General features: G+C 61.0%; 33 protein-coding genes. 1 reads left to right on the top strand and 32 read right to left on the bottom strand.

The features are described 5' to 3' along the window. Positions 1 to 22 precede the first annotated feature (22 nt). The 32 genes from truA to rpsJ form a co-directional block, all read right to left on the bottom strand. Positions 23 to 907 carry a tRNA pseudouridine(38-40) synthase TruA gene (gene truA / locus MTX36_RS16800; protein ID WP_243620852.1) on the bottom strand — a complete coding sequence of 295 codons (885 nt, stop codon included), beginning with the start codon at positions 905 to 907 and terminating at the stop codon, positions 23 to 25. Positions 908 to 912: 5 nt separating this feature from the next. Beyond that, positions 913 to 1431, bottom strand: a complete 519-nt coding sequence (gene rplQ / locus MTX36_RS16795; protein WP_094271927.1) for a 50S ribosomal protein L17 — start codon at positions 1429 to 1431, stop codon at positions 913 to 915. A gap of 29 nt (positions 1432 to 1460) precedes the next feature. Then, positions 1461 to 2522: a DNA-directed RNA polymerase subunit alpha gene (locus MTX36_RS16790; protein WP_094271926.1), complete on the bottom strand. Its 1062-nt coding sequence runs from the start codon at positions 2520 to 2522 to the stop codon at positions 1461 to 1463. A gap of 123 nt (positions 2523 to 2645) precedes the next feature. Continuing rightward, on the bottom strand, positions 2646 to 3251 hold the full coding sequence (gene rpsD, locus MTX36_RS16785; RefSeq protein WP_094271925.1) for a 30S ribosomal protein S4: 606 nt from the start codon (positions 3249 to 3251) through the stop codon (positions 2646 to 2648). A 24-nt stretch (positions 3252 to 3275) separates the two neighbouring features. Further along, positions 3276 to 3689 carry a 30S ribosomal protein S11 gene (gene rpsK, locus MTX36_RS16780; RefSeq protein WP_094271924.1) on the bottom strand — a complete coding sequence of 138 codons (414 nt, stop codon included), beginning with the start codon at positions 3687 to 3689 and terminating at the stop codon, positions 3276 to 3278. Next, positions 3689 to 4063 (bottom strand): 30S ribosomal protein S13, encoded by a 375-nt coding sequence (gene rpsM / locus MTX36_RS16775; RefSeq protein WP_033231363.1) that lies wholly within the window; start codon positions 4061 to 4063, stop codon positions 3689 to 3691. The genes rpsK and rpsM overlap by 1 nt, the downstream gene beginning before the upstream one ends. A gap of 249 nt (positions 4064 to 4312) precedes the next feature. Beyond that, a complete protein-coding gene (rpmJ, locus tag MTX36_RS16770) occupies positions 4313 to 4426 on the bottom strand; it encodes a 50S ribosomal protein L36 (RefSeq protein WP_094271923.1) in 114 nt (37 codons plus the stop codon). Between the two features lie 90 nt (positions 4427 to 4516). Next, entirely contained in the window at positions 4517 to 4738 is a 222-nt protein-coding gene (gene infA, locus MTX36_RS16765; protein ID WP_003418601.1) for a translation initiation factor IF-1, read from the bottom strand. A 341-nt stretch (positions 4739 to 5079) separates the two neighbouring features. Then, a complete protein-coding gene (gene map, locus MTX36_RS16760) occupies positions 5080 to 5877 on the bottom strand; it encodes a type I methionyl aminopeptidase (RefSeq protein ID WP_243620851.1) in 798 nt (265 codons plus the stop codon). Continuing rightward, positions 5877 to 6422: an adenylate kinase gene (locus MTX36_RS16755; protein ID WP_094271921.1), complete on the bottom strand. Its 546-nt coding sequence runs from the start codon at positions 6420 to 6422 to the stop codon at positions 5877 to 5879. Before MTX36_RS16755 ends, map begins: the two co-directional genes overlap by 1 nt. Continuing rightward, on the bottom strand, positions 6419 to 7738 hold the full coding sequence (secY, locus tag MTX36_RS16750) for a preprotein translocase subunit SecY (protein WP_243620850.1): 1320 nt from the start codon (positions 7736 to 7738) through the stop codon (positions 6419 to 6421). The genes MTX36_RS16755 and secY overlap by 4 nt, the downstream gene beginning before the upstream one ends. A gap of 239 nt (positions 7739 to 7977) precedes the next feature. Continuing rightward, positions 7978 to 8421, bottom strand: a complete 444-nt coding sequence (gene rplO, locus MTX36_RS16745; protein ID WP_094271920.1) for a 50S ribosomal protein L15 — start codon at positions 8419 to 8421, stop codon at positions 7978 to 7980. Between the two features lie 2 nt (positions 8422 to 8423). After that, positions 8424 to 8603 carry a 50S ribosomal protein L30 gene (rpmD, locus tag MTX36_RS16740; protein WP_003940751.1) on the bottom strand — a complete coding sequence of 60 codons (180 nt, stop codon included), beginning with the start codon at positions 8601 to 8603 and terminating at the stop codon, positions 8424 to 8426. Further along, a complete protein-coding gene (gene rpsE, locus MTX36_RS16735; RefSeq protein ID WP_094271919.1) occupies positions 8603 to 9274 on the bottom strand; it encodes a 30S ribosomal protein S5 in 672 nt (223 codons plus the stop codon). The genes rpmD and rpsE overlap by 1 nt, the downstream gene beginning before the upstream one ends. A gap of 31 nt (positions 9275 to 9305) precedes the next feature. Then, positions 9306 to 9713 (bottom strand): 50S ribosomal protein L18, encoded by a 408-nt coding sequence (gene rplR, locus MTX36_RS16730; RefSeq protein WP_243620849.1) that lies wholly within the window; start codon positions 9711 to 9713, stop codon positions 9306 to 9308. A gap of 1 nt (position 9714) precedes the next feature. Next, positions 9715 to 10254 carry a 50S ribosomal protein L6 gene (rplF, locus tag MTX36_RS16725; RefSeq protein ID WP_094271917.1) on the bottom strand — a complete coding sequence of 180 codons (540 nt, stop codon included), beginning with the start codon at positions 10252 to 10254 and terminating at the stop codon, positions 9715 to 9717. Positions 10255 to 10268: 14 nt separating this feature from the next. Beyond that, on the bottom strand, positions 10269 to 10667 hold the full coding sequence (gene rpsH / locus MTX36_RS16720) for a 30S ribosomal protein S8 (protein WP_094271916.1): 399 nt from the start codon (positions 10665 to 10667) through the stop codon (positions 10269 to 10271). A gap of 349 nt (positions 10668 to 11016) precedes the next feature. Continuing rightward, positions 11017 to 11202, bottom strand: coding sequence for a type Z 30S ribosomal protein S14 (locus MTX36_RS16715; RefSeq protein WP_033231372.1), 186 nt, complete (start codon positions 11200 to 11202; stop codon positions 11017 to 11019). A 4-nt stretch (positions 11203 to 11206) separates the two neighbouring features. Further along, positions 11207 to 11773 (bottom strand): 50S ribosomal protein L5, encoded by a 567-nt coding sequence (gene rplE / locus MTX36_RS16710; RefSeq protein ID WP_094271915.1) that lies wholly within the window; start codon positions 11771 to 11773, stop codon positions 11207 to 11209. 1 nt (position 11774) lies between these two features. Further along, positions 11775 to 12092 (bottom strand): 50S ribosomal protein L24, encoded by a 318-nt coding sequence (gene rplX, locus MTX36_RS16705; RefSeq protein ID WP_094271914.1) that lies wholly within the window; start codon positions 12090 to 12092, stop codon positions 11775 to 11777. Beyond that, positions 12092 to 12460, bottom strand: a complete 369-nt coding sequence (gene rplN / locus MTX36_RS16700; RefSeq protein WP_003940951.1) for a 50S ribosomal protein L14 — start codon at positions 12458 to 12460, stop codon at positions 12092 to 12094. The genes rplX and rplN overlap by 1 nt, the downstream gene beginning before the upstream one ends. A 341-nt stretch (positions 12461 to 12801) precedes the next feature. Further along, a complete protein-coding gene (gene rpsQ / locus MTX36_RS16695) occupies positions 12802 to 13083 on the bottom strand; it encodes a 30S ribosomal protein S17 (RefSeq protein ID WP_003941020.1) in 282 nt (93 codons plus the stop codon). Further along, on the bottom strand, positions 13080 to 13316 hold the full coding sequence (gene rpmC / locus MTX36_RS16690) for a 50S ribosomal protein L29 (RefSeq protein ID WP_243620848.1): 237 nt from the start codon (positions 13314 to 13316) through the stop codon (positions 13080 to 13082). The genes rpsQ and rpmC overlap by 4 nt, the downstream gene beginning before the upstream one ends. Beyond that, positions 13316 to 13732, bottom strand: a complete 417-nt coding sequence (gene rplP / locus MTX36_RS16685; protein WP_243620847.1) for a 50S ribosomal protein L16 — start codon at positions 13730 to 13732, stop codon at positions 13316 to 13318. The genes rpmC and rplP overlap by 1 nt, the downstream gene beginning before the upstream one ends. A gap of 3 nt (positions 13733 to 13735) precedes the next feature. Then, a complete protein-coding gene (rpsC, locus tag MTX36_RS16680; protein WP_243620846.1) occupies positions 13736 to 14542 on the bottom strand; it encodes a 30S ribosomal protein S3 in 807 nt (268 codons plus the stop codon). Continuing rightward, entirely contained in the window at positions 14542 to 14946 is a 405-nt protein-coding gene (gene rplV / locus MTX36_RS16675; protein ID WP_243620845.1) for a 50S ribosomal protein L22, read from the bottom strand. Before rplV ends, rpsC begins: the two co-directional genes overlap by 1 nt. After that, positions 14943 to 15224, bottom strand: a complete 282-nt coding sequence (gene rpsS, locus MTX36_RS16670) for a 30S ribosomal protein S19 (RefSeq protein WP_003940820.1) — start codon at positions 15222 to 15224, stop codon at positions 14943 to 14945. Before rpsS ends, rplV begins: the two co-directional genes overlap by 4 nt. A gap of 13 nt (positions 15225 to 15237) precedes the next feature. Then, positions 15238 to 16074, bottom strand: a complete 837-nt coding sequence (gene rplB / locus MTX36_RS16665; RefSeq protein WP_094271908.1) for a 50S ribosomal protein L2 — start codon at positions 16072 to 16074, stop codon at positions 15238 to 15240. Positions 16075 to 16113: 39 nt separating this feature from the next. Then, positions 16114 to 16419: a 50S ribosomal protein L23 gene (gene rplW / locus MTX36_RS16660; RefSeq protein WP_033231379.1), complete on the bottom strand. Its 306-nt coding sequence runs from the start codon at positions 16417 to 16419 to the stop codon at positions 16114 to 16116. Further along, positions 16416 to 17096, bottom strand: a complete 681-nt coding sequence (rplD, locus tag MTX36_RS16655; protein ID WP_094271907.1) for a 50S ribosomal protein L4 — start codon at positions 17094 to 17096, stop codon at positions 16416 to 16418. The genes rplW and rplD overlap by 4 nt, the downstream gene beginning before the upstream one ends. Next, positions 17093 to 17749, bottom strand: coding sequence for a 50S ribosomal protein L3 (gene rplC, locus MTX36_RS16650; protein WP_243620844.1), 657 nt, complete (start codon positions 17747 to 17749; stop codon positions 17093 to 17095). The genes rplD and rplC overlap by 4 nt, the downstream gene beginning before the upstream one ends. Before the next feature lie 17 nt (positions 17750 to 17766). Continuing rightward, a complete protein-coding gene (gene rpsJ / locus MTX36_RS16645) occupies positions 17767 to 18072 on the bottom strand; it encodes a 30S ribosomal protein S10 (RefSeq protein WP_003938093.1) in 306 nt (101 codons plus the stop codon). 512 nt (positions 18073 to 18584) lie between these two features. On the opposite strand from rpsJ, the gene MTX36_RS16640 reads away from it, so the two are divergent. Then, a complete protein-coding gene (locus tag MTX36_RS16640; RefSeq protein WP_243620843.1) occupies positions 18585 to 19061 on the top strand; it encodes a hotdog fold domain-containing protein in 477 nt (158 codons plus the stop codon). Positions 19062 to 19159: the final 98 nt, after the last annotated feature.

Below are 19159 nucleotides of genomic sequence, written 5' to 3'. Positions count from 1 at the left end.
CTTGGGCGTCGTACATCAGGATTCAGTCGCCGCAGCAACCGCCGGCCGAGGGCAGCTCACGCGTCTCGCGCGTAATCGCGTTGCGAGCAGCCAGTTCCGAGTAATCGGGATAGTCGACCCGCACCAACGACAAACCATGTGCCGGCGCTACCAGAATCGAACTCGACCGCGAGGTTTCGTCGAGCAGTCCGGCCAACCAATCGGAGGTTCGACGCCCTTCGCCGACGGACAGGACCGCGCCGACCAAGCTCCGAACCATCGACCAGCAGAACGCATCTGCGTTCACGTATGCCGTGAACACCGTGCCGTCCTGTGCCCAGTCGAAACGCTGAAGCTCGCGTACCGTGGTCGCACCCTCGCGACGCTTACAGAACGCGGCAAAATTGTGGAGTCCCAGCAGTCGCTGCGACGCTTCCTGCATAGCAGCGAGATCCAACTGCTTCGGGTAGGAAACGATATCGCGGGATCTGAGCGGTTCAACTCCGAACGCAGCATTGGACACCCGGTACTCGTAATAACGTCGCATCGCAGAGAACCGAGCGTCGAAATCGGCGGGCACAACAGTAATCTCTCGGACCCGAACGTCCTTCGGAAGGAATCGAGCCAGTCGACGGACCAACCGGGACGGATCCTCGGGCAACAGGTCTGCCGGTACGTCGACGTGCGCGACCTGGCCGCTCGCATGTACTCCGGCGTCTGTCCGGCCCGCGACGGTCAACTGAACCGGAAGCCGCAGCACAGTTCCAAGCCGATCCTCGATCTCGCCGCACACTGTGCGTAGATCGGTCTGCCTGGCCCAGCCGGAGAAATCGGTTCCGTCGTAGGAGATGTCGAGACGCAATCGAACGAGCCCGCCGTCCCCGAGGGGGGCGGCGGGCTCATTCGATTCAGCGTGTGCTGAAACCAAGGGAACTAGTCCTTCTTGGCCTCTTCGGCTGCGGGGGCCTCGTCGGCCTCCACAACCTCGGTGACGTCAGCCTCGACAGCAGCAGACTCAGCTTCAACAGCTGCTTCTACCGGTGCGTCCTGCGAAGCCTGGACGCGACGTGCGCGGTCAGCCTCGGAGGTGACGGTCTTTTCCTTGACGAGCTCGATGATTGCCATCGGAGCGTTGTCGCCCTTGCGGGGGACCGTCTTGGTGATGCGGGTGTATCCACCGGGACGGTCCGCGTAGAACGGGCCGATCTCGGCGAACAGGGTGTGAACGACATCCTTGTTACGGATGACCTTCAGAACCTCACGACGGTGAGCCAGCGTGCCGGCCTTAGCGTGCGTGACGAGCTTCTCGGCGTAGGGGCGCAGTGCCTTGGCCTTGGACTCGGTGGTGGTGATGCGACCGTGCTCGAAGAGCGCGGTAGCCAGATTGGCGAAAATCGCCTTCTGGTGCGAAGCCGACCCGCCGAAGCGGGCACCCTTCTTGGGCTTGGGCATGATGATCTCCTAGTAAAGGACCTGAGCTGCTACAGCTGTTCGGTCTCGGCGTAGTCCTCGGTACCCTCGGCATCGCCGAAGGAACCGGCATCGGTGTCACTCCACGTTCCGGTGGCGGCGTCGTAGCCGGCAACGGTGGTGGGATCGAAGGATGCGGGGCTGTCCTTGAGGGACAGGCCGAGCGAATGCAGCTTGACCTTGACCTCGTCGATGGACTTCTGTCCGAAGTTGCGGATGTCGAGCAGATCGGACTCGGTACGGCCGACAAGCTCACCGACGGTGTGAACACCTTCGCGCTTGAGGCAGTTGTAGGAACGGACGGTGAGGTCCAGATCCTCGATGGGGAGTCCGAAGGAAGCGATGTGATCGGCCTCGGCAGGCGAGGGTCCGATCTCAATGCCTTCTGCTTCGACGTTCAGCTCACGGGCCAGGCCGAAGAGCTCCACCAGGGTCTTGCCCGCAGAAGCGAGCGCGTCCCGTGCAGTGATGGAATTCTTCGTTTCCACGTCGAGAACGAGCCGATCGAAGTCGGTGCGCTGTTCGACGCGAGTGGCCTCCACCTTGTAGGTGACCTTGAGCACCGGCGAGTAAATCGAGTCGACCGGAATACGGCCGATCTCTGCGCCGGACGCCTTGTTCTGGACGGCGGGGACATAGCCGCGACCGCGCTCGACTACGAGCTCGATCTCCAGCTTTCCCTTGTCGTTCAGGGTGGCGATGTGCAGATCAGGGTTGTTCACGATGACGCCAGCCGGGGGCACGATGTCGCCTGCAGTAACAGCGCCGGGGCCCTGCTTACGGACGTACATGGTGACCGGCTCGTCCTCTTCGGAGCTCACGACCAGGCCCTTGAGGTTCAGGATGATGTCAGTGACATCTTCCTTGACTCCGGGGACCGTGGTGAACTCGTGGAGAACTCCGTCGATACGGATGCTGGTGACAGCAGCGCCGGGGATCGACGAGAGCAGCGTGCGGCGCAGCGAATTGCCGAGCGTGTACCCGAAACCTGGCTCCAGGGGCTCGATGACGAACTTCGAGCGGTTATCAGCGATGACCTCTTCGGTCAGCGTGGGTCGCTGAGAAATGAGCATTGGTATTTCCTCCTGTACGGGCGTCCACTATTTGACGCCCACGATGGGGCAGAAAGGGCTTGCGCCCTGCGAGCGGTTGCGAAGTCCGAAGACTCCGCAACCACTCACAGAGAGCGAAACGCCTTACTTCGAGTAGTACTCGACGATGAGCTGTTCCTGCAGAGCAATATCGATCTGCGCGCGCTCGGGAAGCTGGTGAACCAGGATCCGCAGACGCGAGCCGACAACCTGCAACCATGCGGGAACCGGGCGGTCGCCGACGGTCTCACGTGCAACCTGGAACGGAAGCGTGGTGAGCGACTTTTCCTTGACATCGATGATGTCGTACTGCGAAACGCGGTAGCTGGGAATGTCGACCTTCTTGTTGTTCACGAGAAGGTGACCGTGCGTGACCAGCTGACGTGCCTGACGGCGAGTGCGAGCGAGGCCTGCGCGGTACACGACGTTGTCGAGACGCGACTCAAGGATGCGAAGCAGGTTCTCGCCGGTCTTACCGGGGCGGTTGTTCGCCTCCTTGTAGTACAGACGGAACTGCTTCTCCATGACGCCGTAGGTGAAGCGAGCCTTCTGCTTCTCCTGCAGCTGGAGCAGGTATTCGCTCTCCTTGATACGCGCGCGGCCGTGCTGTCCGGGCGGGTACGGGCGACGCTCGAATGCCTGGTCGCCTCCAACGAGGTCGACGCGCAGACGACGCGACTTGCGGGTGATGGGTCCGGTATAACGTGCCATGATTTTCTACCTATTCCTTCCCGCTTATACCCGACGCCGCTTGGGCGGACGGCAGCCGTTGTGCGGCTGGGGAGTTACATCGGAAATGGTGCCGACCTCGAGGCCTGCAGCCTGGAGTGAACGAATCGCGGTCTCGCGACCCGAACCCGGTCCCTTGACGAAGACGTCAACCTTCTTGACACCGTGCTCCTGCGCCTTGCGGGCAGCGCTCTCAGCAGCGAGCTGAGCGGCGAAGGGAGTCGACTTACGCGAACCCTTGAAGCCGACGTGTCCCGAGGACGCCCAGGAAATGACATTTCCGGCGGGGTCCGTGATGGACACGATGGTGTTGTTGAAGGTGCTCTTGATGTGAGCAGCGCCGTGCGGGATGTTCTTCTTATCCCTGCGACGCGCCTTCTGGGTCTTCTTCGGACCGGTGCTACGTGACTTCGGGGGCATTACTTCGCCTTCTTCTTGCCGGCAATGGTGCGCTTCGGACCCTTACGGGTACGGGCGTTGGTCTTGGTGCGCTGACCACGCACGGGCAGACCACGACGGTGGCGCAGGCCCTGGTAGCAGCCGATCTCGATCTTGCGACGGATGTCGGCCTGAACCTCGCGGCGAAGGTCACCCTCAACCTTGAGCGACTCCTCGATGTACTCGCGGAGCTTTGCCAGGTCCTCGTCCGAGAGGTCCTTGCTCCGGAGATCCGGGTTGACGCCGGTGGCGTCAAGGATTTCCTTGGAGCGGGTACGGCCGATGCCGTAGATGTATGTCAGTGCGATCTCCATACGCTTTTCGCGAGGAAGATCAACACCAGAGAGACGTGCCATGTCGGCATTTCCTATCGGTGTGCGGAGGTCTGCTCCCGGCCCATCCCCTGTGCCTCTTGCCGAGTACCGACGCCGTAAGGCGTAGGTGATCTCATCAACTAACTCAGTGGGGCCCCGGCCTCCGTGCCGGGGGTGAACCATTGTCCGACCTTGTCGATCGGTGAACGATCGCGTGGGGTCTCGTCAACAATGGCTGGTACTGGGAGGTCTTCTTTGCTTGTTGCCAAGCAGATCTTCGAAAAGTTCGATCTAGCCCTGACGCTGCTTGTGACGCAGGTTCTCGCAGATCACCATGACCCGACCGTTACGACGGATAACTTTGCACTTTTCGCAGATCTTCTTGACGCTCGGATGAACCTTCACGTCTTCTGATCTCCTGTTTTGTCGCAGCCTGCCAGGACGAACCACGGCAGACGTACTTCTCCCTGACCCAGGTCAGGTCCGGGAAGTTCGTTACTTGTAGCGGTAAACGATGCGTCCGCGCGACAAATCGTAGGGCGAAAGCTCTACGACAACGCGATCTTCCGGGAGGATGCGAATGTAGTGCTGACGCATCTTTCCGCTGATGTGGGCGAGGACCTTGTGGCCATTCTCGAGCTCAATGCGGAACATTGCATTGGGCAGCGGCTCGACTACTCGTCCTTCGACCTCGATGGCCCCGTCTTTCTTAGCCATATCCTCCGCGATCCGTTTGGTTTGGCATGCTTCGTGCATCGGCTTCCGTTACATTGGCACGCAATGGTTTCTTCATCGACATGATTTTTACATCGACTGGTGCGGTGATTCCCCGTAGCGGCAGTCCTACACACACAAGCTGTCGACACGCATGGCGCACCGCCTAGCTATGCTACGCGAGAAGAACGACCAGGCCAAATGCGCCTCCCCCACTCGCCTCGTCGTGTCGACCTTCACACCGAAGCCGAGAGCAAGAAAAAAGTCCCGACCCCCTGCGGGGCCGGGACTTTCTGCAAGCGAATTACTCTCGCCACCAACACTTGTCGAGCATCCGATCCGAATTACTCCGGTCGAAGTGTCAAGATTCTCGGACCGTCCTCGGTGACGGCAACTGTGTGCTCCCAATGAGCGGCACGTGAACCGTCAGCCGTAACCACAGTCCAGTCGTCGTCGAGAATCACCGTATCCGTGGTTCCCAACGTCAGCATCGGTTCGATAGCGAGGCAGGAACCGATGACCAACTCAGGACCCTTTCCCGGGGCCCCTTCGTTGGCGAGGAACGGATCCATATGCATCTCGCGCCCGATACCGTGCCCACCGTAGCCGTCGACAATTCCGTAGGTTCGGCCGTGCAACTTCTCAGCTGCACGCGTGCCCAGTTCGATTGCGTGCGACACATCCGTGAGTCGGTTGCCGGCGATCATCGCGGCAATACCGGCATCCATCGACAACCGTGTTGCTTCACTCAACTGTTCGTCGGCTTCGCTCAGCTTGCCGACGCCGAAGGTCCACGCCGAGTCACCATGCCAGCCGTCGAGAATTGCGCCACAGTCGATCGACACCAGATCCCCTTCGGCCAGGATGTCCGCGGCCGTCGGGATTCCATGAACGACGCGGTCGTTGACCGAGGAACAAATCGAACCGGTAAAACCGTGGTACCCGAGGAACGAAGGAACTGCGCCGGCATCGCGGATCACAGATTCTGCCACCGCATCCAGCTCGAGGGTGCTGACACCGGGCTTTGCCGCAGCGCGTACCGCCACCAATGCCGAACCTACGATCGCGCCGGCCGCAGCCATCGCATCGAGTTCGCCCGCGGAGCGGAACGGAACAACCTTGCGTTTACGCCCGAAGACCATTACTTGGCCAACGCTGCCAGTGCGCGTGCATTGACTTCTTCGACCTCGCCGATGGCGTCAACGGAGACGACGCTGTCTTTGTAATAGTCGAACAGCGGTGATGTCTCGTCGCGGTACACCCGAAGTCGATTGCGGATGACGTCTTCGGTGTCGTCGGCACGACCGCGGGCGAGCATGCGCTCGACCACGACATCTTCGTCGACCACAAAGGAAAGAACACCGTCGAGCTTGGCATCGAGATCCTTCAAGATGCCTTCGAGTGCCTCTGCCTGCTCGACCGAACGCGGGAACCCGTCGAGCAGGAAACCGTTGGCAGCGTCCGGTTCGGACACACGAGCCTTCACCATGTCATTCGTGATCGAGCTGGGAACGAGTTCGCCGGCATCGATGTACTTTTTTGCTTCCACGCCGAGAGCGGTGGCCTGGCCGATATTCGCGCGGAACAGATCACCCGTGGAGATGTGGGGAACTCCGAACTTCTCGGACAGGATCGCGGCCTGGGTGCCCTTGCCGGCACCGGGAGGACCAAGGAGGACAAGTCTCACTTGAGGAACCCTTCATAGTTACGCTGCATTAGCTGACTCTCGATCTGCTTGACCGTGTCGAGGCCGACGCTGACCATAATCAGCACCGCGGTGCCACCGAACGGTAGGTTCTGCGCGCCACCGCCGCTCCCCATATCGAGGAACAGGTTGGGCAGAACAGCAATGGTGCCAAGGTAGATCGCACCTGGCAGGGTGATGCGACTCAGCACGTAGTTGAGATAATCCGCGGTCGGCTGACCCGGACGAATACCTGGGATGAATCCGCCGAACTTCTTCATCTCGTCGGCACGCTCTTCAGGATTGAAGGTGATGGCGACGTAGAAGTAAGTGAAGAACACGATCAAACCGAAGTAGATCAGGATGTACACCGGGTTGGCCGGGTTGACCAGGTAGGTGTTGATCATCCGCTGCCACCAGCTGGGATCGACGGCAGTACTCGCCGAGGTCAGCTGCGCGATCAGGTTTGGCAGATACAGCAGCGACGACGCGAAGATCACGGGGATGACGCCGGCCTGGTTGACCTTGAGAGGCAGGTAGGTCGAAGACCCGCCGTACATCTTACGTCCGACCATGCGCTTTGCGTACTGCACCGGGATACGACGCTGACCCTGCTCGACGAAGACGACGCCGGCGATGATCAGGAGTGCCGCGAAGCAGACCAAAGCGAATACGAGACCGCCACGACTGCTGAGGATGGAACTACCCTCACCCGGAATTCGCGAAGCGATACCGGCGAAGATCAGGAGCGACATGCCGTTGCCGACGCCACGTTCGGTGATGATTTCACCGAACCACATGACGAGGGCTGCACCGGCAGTCATGACCAGCACAATGATGATCAGACCGAAAATCGACTTGTCCGCGATGATGTCATCGCAACCCTGGAGTAGCTGGCCCCTAGCTGCGAGCGCAACGATGCCCGTCGACTGGAGCACAGCCAAGGCGATGGACAGGTAACGCGTGTACTGCGTCATCTTGGCCTGGCCGGACTGACCCTCCTTCCGAAGTTCCTCGAACTTCGGGATGACCACGGTCAGCAACTGCACGATGATGCTCGCCGTGATGTACGGCATGATGCCGATAGCAAACACGGATAGCTGCAGCAGCGCTCCACCGGAGAACAGGTTGATCAGCGAGTAGATACCTGCTGAGTCACCTGAATTGGCGATGTCGATGCAGGTTTGCACACGGGCGTAGTCCACACCCGGGGACGGAAGAAGAGCGCCGACCCTATACAGGGCAACGAGGCCGAGGGTGAAAAGGATCTTCCGCCTCAGGTCGGGGGTCCTGAGGGCCGAAACGAAGGCGGAAAGCAAAGATCCTCCTGGCACGACGGTAGGGAGACAGACCGATTGATCTGCCGAATTTCAGAACTCTAACAGCCACATATGGGAACTAAGCGGGCAGACCACGAAAATCGGGTAAGCCGAAGATACAACCAACCGTTCGGGTCCCTTCGCGGGGGCGCCTTCATAGCCAAATCTAGCGTAGATGCCGATGGCCACAGCACAGCAAATGCTGCGCTGTGGCCATCGAACTAGCTACGCGCGATCACTCACAGCTCGGTGGTGGTACCACCGGCAGCAGCGATCTTTTCCTTGGCAGAGCCGGTGAACTTGTTGACGGTCACCTGAATGGCAACTGTCAGTTCGCCGTCGCCCAGAACCTTGACGAGCTGGTTCTTGCGGACTGCGCCCTTGGCAACGAGATCCTCGACCGTGATTGCTCCACCTTCGGGGAACAGCAGGGCGATGTCGCCGACATTGACGACCTGGTACTCGGTGCGGAAGGGGTTCTTGAAGCCCTTGAGCTTGGGCAGACGCATGTGAAGCGGCATCTGTCCACCCTCGAAGCCCACGCGCACGGTGTTACGTGCCTTGGTGCCCTTGGTGCCGCGGCCTGCGGTCTTACCGCGCTTGCCACCTTCACCACGACCAACACGAATCTTGTTGGACTTGGATCCGGGTGCGGGGCGCAGGTGATGCAGTTTGATGGTCATGGTTAGACCTCCTCAACTGTTACGAGGTGGCGCACCACGTTGATCAGACCGCGGTTCTGTGCGTTGTCCTCACGAACAACGGTCTGACGGATGCCTTTGAGACCGAGCGTGCGCAGAGAATCCTTCTGGTTCTGCTTGGTCCCGATGATGCTCTTGATCTGAGTGACCTTGAGATCTGCCATTACTTCACACTCCCAGCAGCCTGTGCGCGAGCGCGCAGCATGCCGGCGGGTGCAACCTCTTCGAGGGTCAAGCCGCGGCGAGCCGCAACTTCCTCGGGACGCTGCAGACCCTTGAGCGCAGCAACGGTCGCGTGAACGACGTTGATGGCGTTGTCACTACCGAGCGACTTGGACAGGATGTCCGCGATTCCAGCGCACTCCAGTACGGCACGCACCGCGCCACCGGCGATAACGCCGGTACCGGGGCTTGCCGGGCGGAGCATGACGATACCGGCAGCAGCCTCACCCTGAACGGGGTGAGTAATGGTGTTGCCGATCATCGGGACGCGGAAGAAGCTCTTGCGAGCCTCCTCGACACCCTTCTGGATGGCCGCGGGAACTTCCTTGGCCTTTCCGTAGCCGACGCCGACGAGTCCGTTGCCGTCTCCGACGATCACCAGAGCGGTGAAGCTGAAGCGACGACCGCCCTTGACGACCTTGGAAACGCGGTTGATCGTGACAACGCGCTCGATGAACTGCGACTTCTCTGCAGCGTTTCCGCCACGTCCACCGTCGCGACGGTCACGGCCGCCACCGCGGTTGTCCCCACGAGCGTTGGCATTGTCACCGCTGTTGGGGCCATTCTGTCCGGCGGGTCCGCTTCCGCCGTCACGCCTTTGACGTCCCGGCATCAGGCTGTCCTTCCGTAGAAAATGTTAGTCATCAGAACTTCAACCCGCCTTCGCGAGCCGCGTCTGCCAAAGCCGCGATGCGACCGTGGTAGCCGTGTCCGCCGTGGTCGAAGACAACTGCTTCCACGCCGGCAGCCTTGGCGCGCTCGGCGATCAGCTGACCGACCTTTGCGCTCGCAGCCTTCTTGTCGCCTTCGGCCACTCGCACGTCGGCTTCGATCGTCGACGCGGAAGCCAACGTGTGGCCTGCCAGGTCGTCGATGAGCTGAACGTGGATGTGACGCGAGGACCGGTTGACGACCAAACGGGGACGCTCGGGCGTGCCGGACACCTTCTTGCGAAGACGGAAGTGACGACGCGTCTTCGAGAGACGACGCTTGGTGGACGCATCCTTGCCCAGCGGAATCCGCTTGGCTTTCTGGTTTGCAGTCTGGCTCATATCACTTACCCGTCTTTCCGACCTTGCGGCGGATCTGCTCACCCTCGTAACGCACGCCCTTACCCTTGTACGGGTCCGGACGACGGAGACGACGGATGTTGGCCGAGATCTGCCCGACCTTCTGCTTGTCGATGCCGGACACCGAGAACCGGGTGGGCGACTCGACGACGAAGGTGATGCCTTCGGGAGCCTCGATCGGGACCGGGTGGCTGTAGCCGAGCGCGAACTCGAGGTCCTTGCCCTTCAGTGCCACACGGTAACCGACACCGTGGATCTCCATCTTCTTGGTGTAACCCTCGGTAACACCAGTGATGATGTTCGCAACAAGGGTCCGCGACAGACCGTGCAGCGCACGGCTGCGACGCTCGTCGTCGGGGCGAGTGACGCTCAGGGAGCCGTCCTCAGCCTTGGCGATCTCGATGGGCTCGGCGATAGTCAGTGCCAGGGTGCCCTTGGGCCCCTTGACTGTGACGTCCTGGCCGGCGATCGTAACGTCGACGCCCGCGGGGACGTTGACCGGAATCTTTCCAATACGCGACATTGTGGTGGCCTCCCTTACCAGACGTAGGCGAGGACTTCCCCGCCTACTCCTTGATTGGCCGCCTGGCGATCGGTGAGCAGGCCGGTGGACGTGGAAATGATCGCCACGCCTAGGCCGCCCAGAACCTTGGGCAGGTTGGTGGACTTCGCGTAAACCCGGAGACCGGGCTTGGAGACGCGTCGCACGCCGGCAAGGCTGCGCTCACGGCTCGGGCCGTACTTCAGATCGACAATGAGGGTCTTGCCCACAGTTGCGTCTTCGGTACGGAAGTCGGAGATGTAGCCCTCGCGCTTGAGGATCTCGGCAATGTTCGCCTTGATCTTCGAGTGGGGAAGCTTCACCTCATCGTGGTACGCCGTATTGGCGTTGCGCAGACGCGTCAAAAAGTCTGCGATGGGGTCAGTCATGGTCATATCTCGACCTCGACACCTTTCTCGCTGTGGTTCCCATACAACACCGGACGAATCCGGCCGTGGGCCTCCAGCAATTCGGCTGGGCCGCCCAACTTCTGTCGGACGACGTAAGTTACCGCACCGAGCTGATCGCAAGCATGCGACAGCCACGGCAACCGCTCTAGTGTACGGAACAATGCTGTTCTATCCAAACCGGGGCCACAGTGCAGTGATTCGACGTAGTGATCCGACGGCCACCCGGGAGCTCGACAACACCTTCGGAATGCATAGAAATGTCGAATGGGCGTGGGTTCCAAAGGAACCCACGCCCATTCAAAAGCGTGACGTAATGAAACCCGAAGGTCTCAGATCACCAGGAGCTCTTGCGAACTCCGGGCAGCTCGCCTGCGTGCGCCATCTCGCGCAAGCAGATACGGCACAGGCCGAACTTGCGGAACACAGCGTGCGGGCGACCGCAGCGCTGGCAGCGAGTGTAAGCGCGAACCGCGAACTTCGGCTTCTTGTTGGCCTTGTTGACCAATGCCTTCTTAGCCATGCGCTCAGTTCTCCTTGAACGGGAAGCCGAGGTGCTTGAGCAGTGCACGGCCTTCCTCGTTGTTGGTTGCGGTGGTCACTACGGTGATGTCCATGCCACGGGGGCGATCGATCTTGTCCACGTCGATCTCGTGGAACATCGACTGCTCGTTGAGGCCGAACGTGTAGTTGCCGTTGCCGTCGAACTGGTTGCCCGACAGGCCGCGGAAGTCGCGGATACGGGGCAGTGCCGCAGACACGAGGCGGTCCAGGAACTCCCACATGCGGTCGCCACGGAGGGTGACGCGAGCGCCGATCGGCATGCCTTCGCGGAGCTTGAACTGCGCGATGGACTTACGAGCCTTACGGATCTCAGGCTTCTGGCCCGTGATCAGCGACAGGTCGTGGACAGCGCCGTTGATCAGCTTGGCGTCACGGGCAGCGTCGCCGACGCCCATGTTGACGACAACCTTGACGACACCGGGGATCTGCATGACGTTGGCGTACTGGAACTCGCTGTTAAGCGCGTCCTTGATCTCAGCCCGGTAGCGTGCCTTGAGGCGCGGCAGGGCCTTGTTTTCGGTGGAGGTCATGTCAGATGTCCTTCCCGTTCTTCCGGGAAACCCGAACGCGCTTGCCGGACTCTTCATCGGTGCGGTAGCCCACGCGAGTGGGGTTTCCGTCCGAGTCGACGACTGCAACGTTGGAAACGTGGATCGGGGCTTCCTGCGTAACGATGCCGCCGGAGGATGCTCCGCGCTCGTTCGCGGAAACCGCGGTGTGCTTCTTGATGCGGTTTACGCCTTCGACGAGGACCTTGCTGGTCGCGGGGTAGGCCTGAATGACCTTGCCCTTTGCGCCCTTGTCCTTGCCGGCGATGACCAGAACTGTGTCACCCTTGTGCACCTTCATTACAGCACCTCCGGGGCGAGCGAAACGATCTTCATGAACTTCTTCTCGCGCAGCTCACGGCCGACGGGTCCGAAGATACGAGTTCCACGGGGATCGCTGTCAGCCTTGATGAGCACTGCAGCGTTCTCGTCGAACTTGATGTAGGAACCGTCCGGACGACGGCGCTCCTTCGTGGTGCGAACGATGACGGCCTTGACGACCTCACCCTTCTTGATATTTCCGCCCGGGATGGCGTCTTTGACGGTGGCGACGATAACGTCGCCGATCCCGGCGTAGCGACGTGACGAACCGCCGAGAACGCGGATGCAAAGGATTTCCTTGGCACCCGTGTTATCAGCGACGCGAACTCGCGACTCCTGCTGAATCACTTGATCTCCCTAGACCTGGAATTTCGTACGCAACGGATTACCGACCCGGTGCGCGCGGTCATTGTTGCTACCTGCGTCGTGTCTGAGCTGCAGTCCCACCGAAGTTCATCGGCAGGACGATCACTGCAAGCACCGGTCGAGCTGCGCACGTGAAGACACACCTCTGCCACAGGCAACCGTTCTATTGTAGGGAACACTCCCCCGATTACCAAATCAACGTGGGTAAACGCAAACCTGGCAGGTAACACCGGGAGGTCCCATCGAAGCCGAATGGCCCACTCCCCCAAAGGGGAAGCGGGCCATTCGGTGGTTCTCGATCAGCTCGAGAGCAACGATCAGGCTTACTTGGCCTTTTCGAGGACCTCGACCAGACGCCAGTGCTTCGTCGCAGACAGCGGACGGGTTTCCATCAGCTGAACGCGGTCGCCGACGCCGGCAACGCCGTTCTCGTCATGCGCCTTCACCTTGGTCGTACGGCGGATGATCTTGCCGTACAGCTTGTGCTTGACGCGGTCTTCGAGCTCGACCACGATCGTCTTTTCCATCTTGTCGGAAACTACGTATCCGACACGGACCTTACGGCTCGCGCGCTCTTCTGTGCTCACTGCTTTTTCCTCACTCATGCCGCGTCACCTGCATCCGGACCCGTAGCGAGTCCGAGCTCACGCTCACGCAGGACGGTGTAGACGCGCGCAATCTCGTGACGAACGGTGCGCAGTCGTCGGTTGTTGTCCATCTGGCCGGTAGCCATCTGGAAACGAAGGTTGAAAAGCTCTTCCTTCGACTCACGGAGCCGGGTGACCAGCTCGTCTTCACTGAGCTCGCGGAGCTCTGCTGCTGGGGTTCCAGTAGCCATCAGAACTGCTCCTCTCTGGTCACGATCCGGCACTTGCACGGGAGCTTGTGCATCGCGCGGCGCAGTGCCTCACGTGCAATCTCCTCGTTGGGGTATGTCATCTCGAACAGAACGCGTCCGGGCTTGACGTTGGCAATCCACCACTCGGGCGAACCCTTACCGGAACCCATGCGGGTTTCGGCCGGCTTCTTCGTGAGGGGGCGATCCGGGAAGATATTGATCCAGATCTTGCCGCCACGCTTGATGTGCCGGGTCATCGCGATACGAGCGGACTCGATCTGTCGGTTGGTGATGTATGCGGGCTCGAGAGCCTGGATACCCCACTCGCCGAAGGTGACCTGGGTACCGCCCTTGGCGGCACCCGAACGGCTCGGGTGGTGCTGCTTGCGGTGCTTGACCCGCCTTGGGATCAACATGCGTCAGCCCTCCTGATTCTGTTCAGTTGCGGGAGCATCGGCGGTTGCGGTCGCTGCGCGACCGGCCTCGGTGCTCGTCGCAGTGGTGCCGGTGGCACCGGAACGACGGGGACGGCTCGGACGCTCACGGCGCGGGCGATCCCCGGCCGGTGCGGCCGTGTTGGCAGCGAGCTCACGCTTGCCACCGACGATGTCGCCCTTGTAGATCCAGACCTTGACGCCAATGCGACCGAAGGTCGTCTTGGCCTCGTACAGGCCGTAGTCGATGTCCGCACGAAGCGTGTGCAGCGGCACACGGCCTTCGCGGTAGAACTCCGACCGGGACATCTCGGCGCCGCCGAGACGACCGGAGCACTGAACGCGGATTCCCTTGACGCTCGGCTGACGCATGGCCGACTGAATGGCCTTGCGCATTGCACGACGGAAAGCAACGCGGTTCGAGAGCTGCTCGGCCACACCCTGTGCGACGAGCTGTGCTTCGGCGTCTGCGTTCTTGACCTCGAGGATGTTCAGCTGAACCTGCTTGCCGGTCATCTTTTCGAGCTCGGAACGAATGCGATCGGCTTCGGCGCCGCGGCGGCCGATGACGATTCCGGGACGTGCCGTGTGGATGTCCACGCGAACACGATCACGGGTGCGCTCGATCTCGACCTTTGCAATACCCGCGCGCTCCATGCCGGTGGCGAGGAGCTTGCGGATTGCAACGTCTTCCTTGACGTATTCCGCGTACTGCTTATCTGCGTACCAGCGAGACTTCCAGTCGGTAGTGATGCCGAGGCGGAAGCCGTGCGGGTTGATTTTCTGGCCCACTACTGAGCACTTCCCTTCCGGCGATTACGGGTCGATGTTCCGGACGTCGGCAGGCTCTCCACGATCACGGTGATGTGACTGGTGCGCTTGCGAATACGGAACGCACGTCCCTGTGCACGCGGCTGGAACCGCTTGAGGGTCGCGCCCTCGTCCACGAACGCCGTAGCAACGACAAGCGTGCTCGGGTCGAGACCGAGGTTGTTCTGGGCGTTGGCTGCTGCGGAGGCGATCACCTTGGCGACCGGCTCGCTCGCTGCCTGCGGCGCGAACTTGAGGATGTTCAGGGCGTCTTCAACCGAGCGCCCGCGGACCAGGTCCACAACGCGACGTGCCTTCATCGGTGTAGCGCGCACGTGGCGTGCTACTGCCTTGGCAGTCGGGTTGGCGGTTTCGGTGTTGCTCATCGCCTCTTCGCCTTCCGATCATCCTTGATGTGACCCTTGAACGTACGGGTCGGTGCAAACTCTCCGAGCTTGTGTCCGACCATGGAGTCGGAAACGAACACGGGGACGTGCTTACGGCCGTCATGAACCGCAAACGTGTGGCCGATGAAGTCCGGGATGATTGTCGAACGACGGGACCAGGTCTTGATGACCTGCTTGGTTCCCTTTTCGTTCTGTACATCCACCTTCGCGAGGAGGTGGTCATCGACGAACGGGCCCTTCTTAAGGCTGCGTGGCATCCTTCACTCCCTCCTAGCGCTTGTTCTTGCCGGTGCGGCGGCGACGGACGATCATCTTGTCGCTTGCCTTGTTCTTGCGGGTACGGCCTTCCGGCTTACCCCACGGGCTGACCGGGTGGCGTCCACCTGAGGTCTTGCCCTCGCCGCCACCATGCGGGTGGTCGACCGGGTTCATCACGACACCACGAACGGTCGGGCGCTTGCCCTTCCAACGCATACGGCCGGCCTTGCCCCAGTTGATGTTCGACTGCTCGGCATTGCCGACCTCGCCGACGGATGCGCGGCAGCGCACGTCGACGCGACGGATTTCACCGGAAGGCATACGCAGCGTGGCGTAGGCGCCTTCCTTGCCCAGCAGCTGGATGCTGGCACCTGCGGAACGGGCCATCTTGGCACCGCCGCCGGGACGCAGTTCCACACCGTGGATGGTGGTACCTGTCGGGATGTTGCGCAGCGGCAGGTTGTTGCCCGGCTTGATGTCGGCGCCTGCACCGGACTCGATCGGTGAACCCTGCACCAGGCCCTTAGGGGCGATGATGTAGCGCTTCTCACCGTCTGCGTAATGCAGGAGTGCGATGTTTGCTGTGCGGTTGGGGTCGTACTCGATGTGAGCGACCTTGGCCGGGATTCCGTCCTTGTCGTTGCGACGGAAATCGATCAGTCGGTAGGCACGCTTGTGTCCGCCGCCCTTGTGCCGGGTGGTGATACGACCGTGTGCGTTACGTCCACCACGACCGTGCAGCGGGCGAACCAGCGACTTCTCGGGGGTCGACCGAGTGATCTCGGCGAAGTCCGAAACGCTCGAGCCACGACGGCCCGGTGTTGTCGGCTTGTACTTACGGATTGCCATGAGTCTTCTCGTCCTCTATGTCTCGTCAAGTCCCGGCGCTTACGCGACCGGTCCTCCGAAGATCTCGATGGGCTTGCTGTCGGCGGCGAGGGTCACGAGAGCGCGCTTGGTGTTCTTGCGCTTTCCGTAACCGAACTTCGTCCGCTTGCGCTTGCCCTGACGGTTGGCGGTGTTGACGCTGGTCACAGTGACACCGAAGACCTTTTCGACGGCAATCTTGATCTGCGTCTTGTTCGAGTCCGGGTGCACCAGGAAGGTGTAGGTGCCTTCCTCGATAAGTCCGTAGGACTTCTCGGAGATGACCGGTGCCAGCAGGATGTCGCGGGGGTCAGCGATGGTCGTCACTTGGCCTCCTCCTTGTTGTCTTCCTGGGCGGTCTCGGCGGGCCCGTGGATGAACGCGTTGAGCGCCTCGACGCTGAACACGACGTCATCCGCATTGAGCACGTCGTAGGTGTTGAGCTGGTCGGGTGCAATGGGATGCACGCCTTCCAGGTTCTGCACGCTCTTCCATGCTGCAATGTCCTGGCGACCCACGACGAGCAGCAGCTTCTTACGATCCGAGATCTCGCCGAGGAACGCCTGAGCGCCCTTGGTCGAAGGCGTCTGCCCTGCAACCAGTTCGGTGATCACGTGGATGCGCTCGTTGCGTGCGCGGTCAGAGAGAGCCCCGCGCAGAGCGGCGGCAATCATCTTCTTGGGGGTGCGCTGGCTGTAGTCACGCGGCTTCGGGCCGTGAACGACACCGCCACCGACGAACTGAGGAGCGCGAGTCGAGCCCTGGCGTGCGCGGCCGGTGCCCTTCTGGCGGTACGGCTTCTTGCCACCACCGCGGACTTCACCGCGGGACTTGGTGGAGTGGGTTCCCTGACGTGCAGCTGCAAGCTGCGCGACAACAACCTGGTGAAGAAGCGCGATGTTGGCCGGCGCGTCGAACATCGCAGCGGGGAGATCAACGGTGCCGTTGGTCTTGCCGCCGGCAACCTTGACGTCCAGGGTCAACTTGGTCTCGGTGCTGGTCATGCCCGTGCACCACCCTTCACTGCGCTCTTGACGATCACGAGGCCACCCTTGCGGCCCGGGATCGCACCCTTGATCAGCAGCAGACCGTTCTCGACGTCCACCTTGTGGACCGAGAGGTTCTGCGTCGTGATGCGGTCGTTACCCATGCGTCCAGCCATCCGCGTGCCCTTGAAGACACGACCGGGGGTTGCACAGGCACCGATGGAGCCTGGGCGGCGGTGAACAGCCTGGGTACCGTGCGATGCACCCTGTCCTTTGAAGCCGTGACGCTTCATGACGCCGGCGTAGCCCTTGCCCTTGCTGGTTCCGGTGACGTCGACAAATGCGCCGTCCTCGAAAACCTCGGCGGTGAGCTCCTGGCCGACCTCGTAGCCGGAGGCATCCGCGATGCGGAGCTCGACGACGTGGCGACGCGGGGTCACACCAGCCTTGGCGAACTGACCGGAAACCGGCTTGTTCACCCTGCGCGGGTCGATTGCGCCGAACGCGAGCTGCACAGCGGTGTAGCCGTCACGCTCTTCGGTACGAATCTGGGTTACGACGTTCGGCCCAGCCTTCACGACGGTGACCGGGACGACCCGGTTGTTCTCGTCGAAGACCTGGGTCATGCCGAGCTTGGTGCCCAGGATTCCCTTGATCTTGGTATCAGTCATTGTTTTTGTCTCCGCCGTCACTGAATGTTCACGTCGACACTGGCCGGAAGGTCGATACGCATAAGCGCGTCAACCGTCTTCGGCGTCGGGTCGAGAATGTCGATCAGCCGCTTATGAGTACGCATCTCGAAGTGCTCGCGCGAGTCCTTGTACTTGTGCGGCGAGCGGATGACGCAATATACGTTCTTCTCGGTCGGCAACGGCACAGGTCCAACGACGCGGGCACCCGTACGGGTTACCGTCTCGACGATCTTGCGCGCTGACGCGTCGATCGCCTCGTGGTCGTAGGCCTTGAGCCTGATGCGGATCTTTTGTCCCGCCACGCTTAGTGTCCTTTTCTTGCCGCGTTTCGTAGCCCACCTGGTCAGGCTCGAGCTACCTCGTCTGCACAGTCCTTGCCTGGACGATGACACGACGAACACTTAAGCGATCGGGACGTATCCAGATCCGCTGCCGCTGTTCGTTTGTCATTGTTCTCCGGTACACGCGGTCGGGCGTGTCGCTCTCTCACTCATCCTGCGCCGAACAATCTTTCGATCGTCTGGCGCTTGATGTGTACCGGACGTGTTCGAATTCGAACACAAAGTAGGTACTGCTTCCGTCGTGCTTTTACATCTCGTCTTACTTGGTCACGATCATCGGCCAGATTCCCTGAGGTTTCTCACCGACTGCTCGTGACGTCTCACCCTTGACTGTCATCGGCCGCAAGCGACCGTGTCCCAGACAAGGCAACCCGACCAGTATGCCGTAGCCGGCCGGATTACTCAACTCCCCAGACGTAGTCGAGTTACGTGATGCGCGCGACAGCGAACTTACTCGGAAGTAAGGTGCTCGTATGACGACATCAAGCCCTACCTATCGCGGCTGGCAGCGACTCCCGGACAACGCTGTCGGGCACGCGCTCTTCTCCTTGGCCATGTCAGTTCGAGTCCCGTACTTCGCGTCGATACTCCCCCGCGTGACCAAGCTCGAACCAGGATTTTGCGAGGTTCGGGCGCCGAAGTGGTGGGGTGTGCACAACCACTTGGGAACGTTCCACGCGATCGCAGCCTGCAACCTCGCGGAAGTCGCCATGGGGATGCTCAGCGAAGCAACGGTTCCCGGCACTCACCGATGGATTCCGAAGTCGATGAACGTCGAATATCTCGCCAAAGCCGAAACCGGTCTCCGCGCAGTGGCGCAACTCGACGCTCTGCCTGATTTCGATTCCATCATGACCGGCACCGAACTTGTCGTACCGATCTCGATTTTCGATCGGGCCGGCAAGGAAGTTGTACATGCCCAGATCACCACTTGGGTCACGAGAAAGTAAACAGGCCCGAAATTGCTGAATGGCAAGCTGATTCAGGCAGTCGATATCTGATCGGAACGCGAACTACAAGCCGCTCGGAGAAGAATTTTCGTTGTTTC

The sequence above is a fragment of the Rhodococcus sp. ARC_M6 genome (assembly GCF_022810305.1).
Lineage (GTDB): Bacteria > Actinomycetota > Actinomycetes > Mycobacteriales > Mycobacteriaceae > Rhodococcus_F.
This window is presented reverse-complemented; position numbering and strand designations above follow the sequence as displayed.

Excerpts from the sequence above, each read along its gene's own strand:
- rplQ (WP_094271927.1), bottom strand. The coding sequence starts at position 1,431 with ATGCCCAAGCCCAAGAAGGGTGCCCGCTTCGGCGGGTCGGCTTCGCAC.
- MTX36_RS16790 (WP_094271926.1), bottom strand. The coding sequence starts at position 2,522 with ATGCTCATTTCTCAGCGACCCACGCTGACCGAAGAGGTCATCGCTGAT.
- rpsD (WP_094271925.1), bottom strand. The coding sequence starts at position 3,251 with ATGGCACGTTATACCGGACCCATCACCCGCAAGTCGCGTCGTCTGCGC.
- rpsK (WP_094271924.1), bottom strand. The coding sequence starts at position 3,689 with ATGCCCCCGAAGTCACGTAGCACCGGTCCGAAGAAGACCCAGAAGGCG.
- rpsM (WP_033231363.1), bottom strand. The coding sequence starts at position 4,063 with ATGGCACGTCTCTCTGGTGTTGATCTTCCTCGCGAAAAGCGTATGGAG.
- infA (WP_003418601.1), bottom strand. The coding sequence starts at position 4,738 with ATGGCTAAGAAAGACGGGGCCATCGAGGTCGAAGGACGAGTAGTCGAG.
- map (WP_243620851.1), bottom strand. The coding sequence starts at position 5,877 with ATGGTCTTCGGGCGTAAACGCAAGGTTGTTCCGTTCCGCTCCGCGGGC.
- rplO (WP_094271920.1), bottom strand. The coding sequence starts at position 8,421 with ATGACCATCAAACTGCATCACCTGCGCCCCGCACCCGGATCCAAGTCC.
- rpmD (WP_003940751.1), bottom strand. The coding sequence starts at position 8,603 with ATGGCAGATCTCAAGGTCACTCAGATCAAGAGCATCATCGGGACCAAG.
- rpsE (WP_094271919.1), bottom strand. The coding sequence starts at position 9,274 with ATGCCGGGACGTCAAAGGCGTGACGGCGGAAGCGGACCCGCCGGACAG.
- rplR (WP_243620849.1), bottom strand. The coding sequence starts at position 9,713 with ATGAGCCAGACTGCAAACCAGAAAGCCAAGCGGATTCCGCTGGGCAAG.
- rplF (WP_094271917.1), bottom strand. The coding sequence starts at position 10,254 with ATGTCGCGTATTGGAAAGATTCCGGTCAACGTCCCCGCGGGCGTCGAC.
- rpsH (WP_094271916.1), bottom strand. The coding sequence starts at position 10,667 with ATGACCATGACTGACCCCATCGCAGACTTTTTGACGCGTCTGCGCAAC.
- MTX36_RS16715 (WP_033231372.1), bottom strand. The coding sequence starts at position 11,202 with ATGGCTAAGAAGGCATTGGTCAACAAGGCCAACAAGAAGCCGAAGTTC.
- rplE (WP_094271915.1), bottom strand. The coding sequence starts at position 11,773 with ATGACCTCCACCGAAAACAAGGCCCTGCCGCGCCTCAAGGCACGCTAC.
- rplX (WP_094271914.1), bottom strand. The coding sequence starts at position 12,092 with ATGAAGGTGCACAAGGGTGACACAGTTCTGGTCATCGCCGGCAAGGAC.
- rpsQ (WP_003941020.1), bottom strand. The coding sequence starts at position 13,083 with ATGAGTGAGGAAAAAGCAGTGAGCACAGAAGAGCGCGCGAGCCGTAAG.
- rpmC (WP_243620848.1), bottom strand. The coding sequence starts at position 13,316 with ATGGCTACTGGAACCCCAGCAGCAGAGCTCCGCGAGCTCAGTGAAGAC.
- rplP (WP_243620847.1), bottom strand. The coding sequence starts at position 13,732 with ATGTTGATCCCAAGGCGGGTCAAGCACCGCAAGCAGCACCACCCGAGC.
- rplV (WP_243620845.1), bottom strand. The coding sequence starts at position 14,946 with ATGAGCAACACCGAAACCGCCAACCCGACTGCCAAGGCAGTAGCACGC.
- rpsS (WP_003940820.1), bottom strand. The coding sequence starts at position 15,224 with ATGCCACGCAGCCTTAAGAAGGGCCCGTTCGTCGATGACCACCTCCTC.
- rplB (WP_094271908.1), bottom strand. The coding sequence starts at position 16,074 with ATGGCAATCCGTAAGTACAAGCCGACAACACCGGGCCGTCGTGGCTCG.
- rplD (WP_094271907.1), bottom strand. The coding sequence starts at position 17,096 with ATGACCAGCACCGAGACCAAGTTGACCCTGGACGTCAAGGTTGCCGGC.
- rplC (WP_243620844.1), bottom strand. The coding sequence starts at position 17,749 with ATGACTGATACCAAGATCAAGGGAATCCTGGGCACCAAGCTCGGCATG.
- MTX36_RS16640 (WP_243620843.1), top strand. The coding sequence starts at position 18,585 with ATGACGACATCAAGCCCTACCTATCGCGGCTGGCAGCGACTCCCGGAC.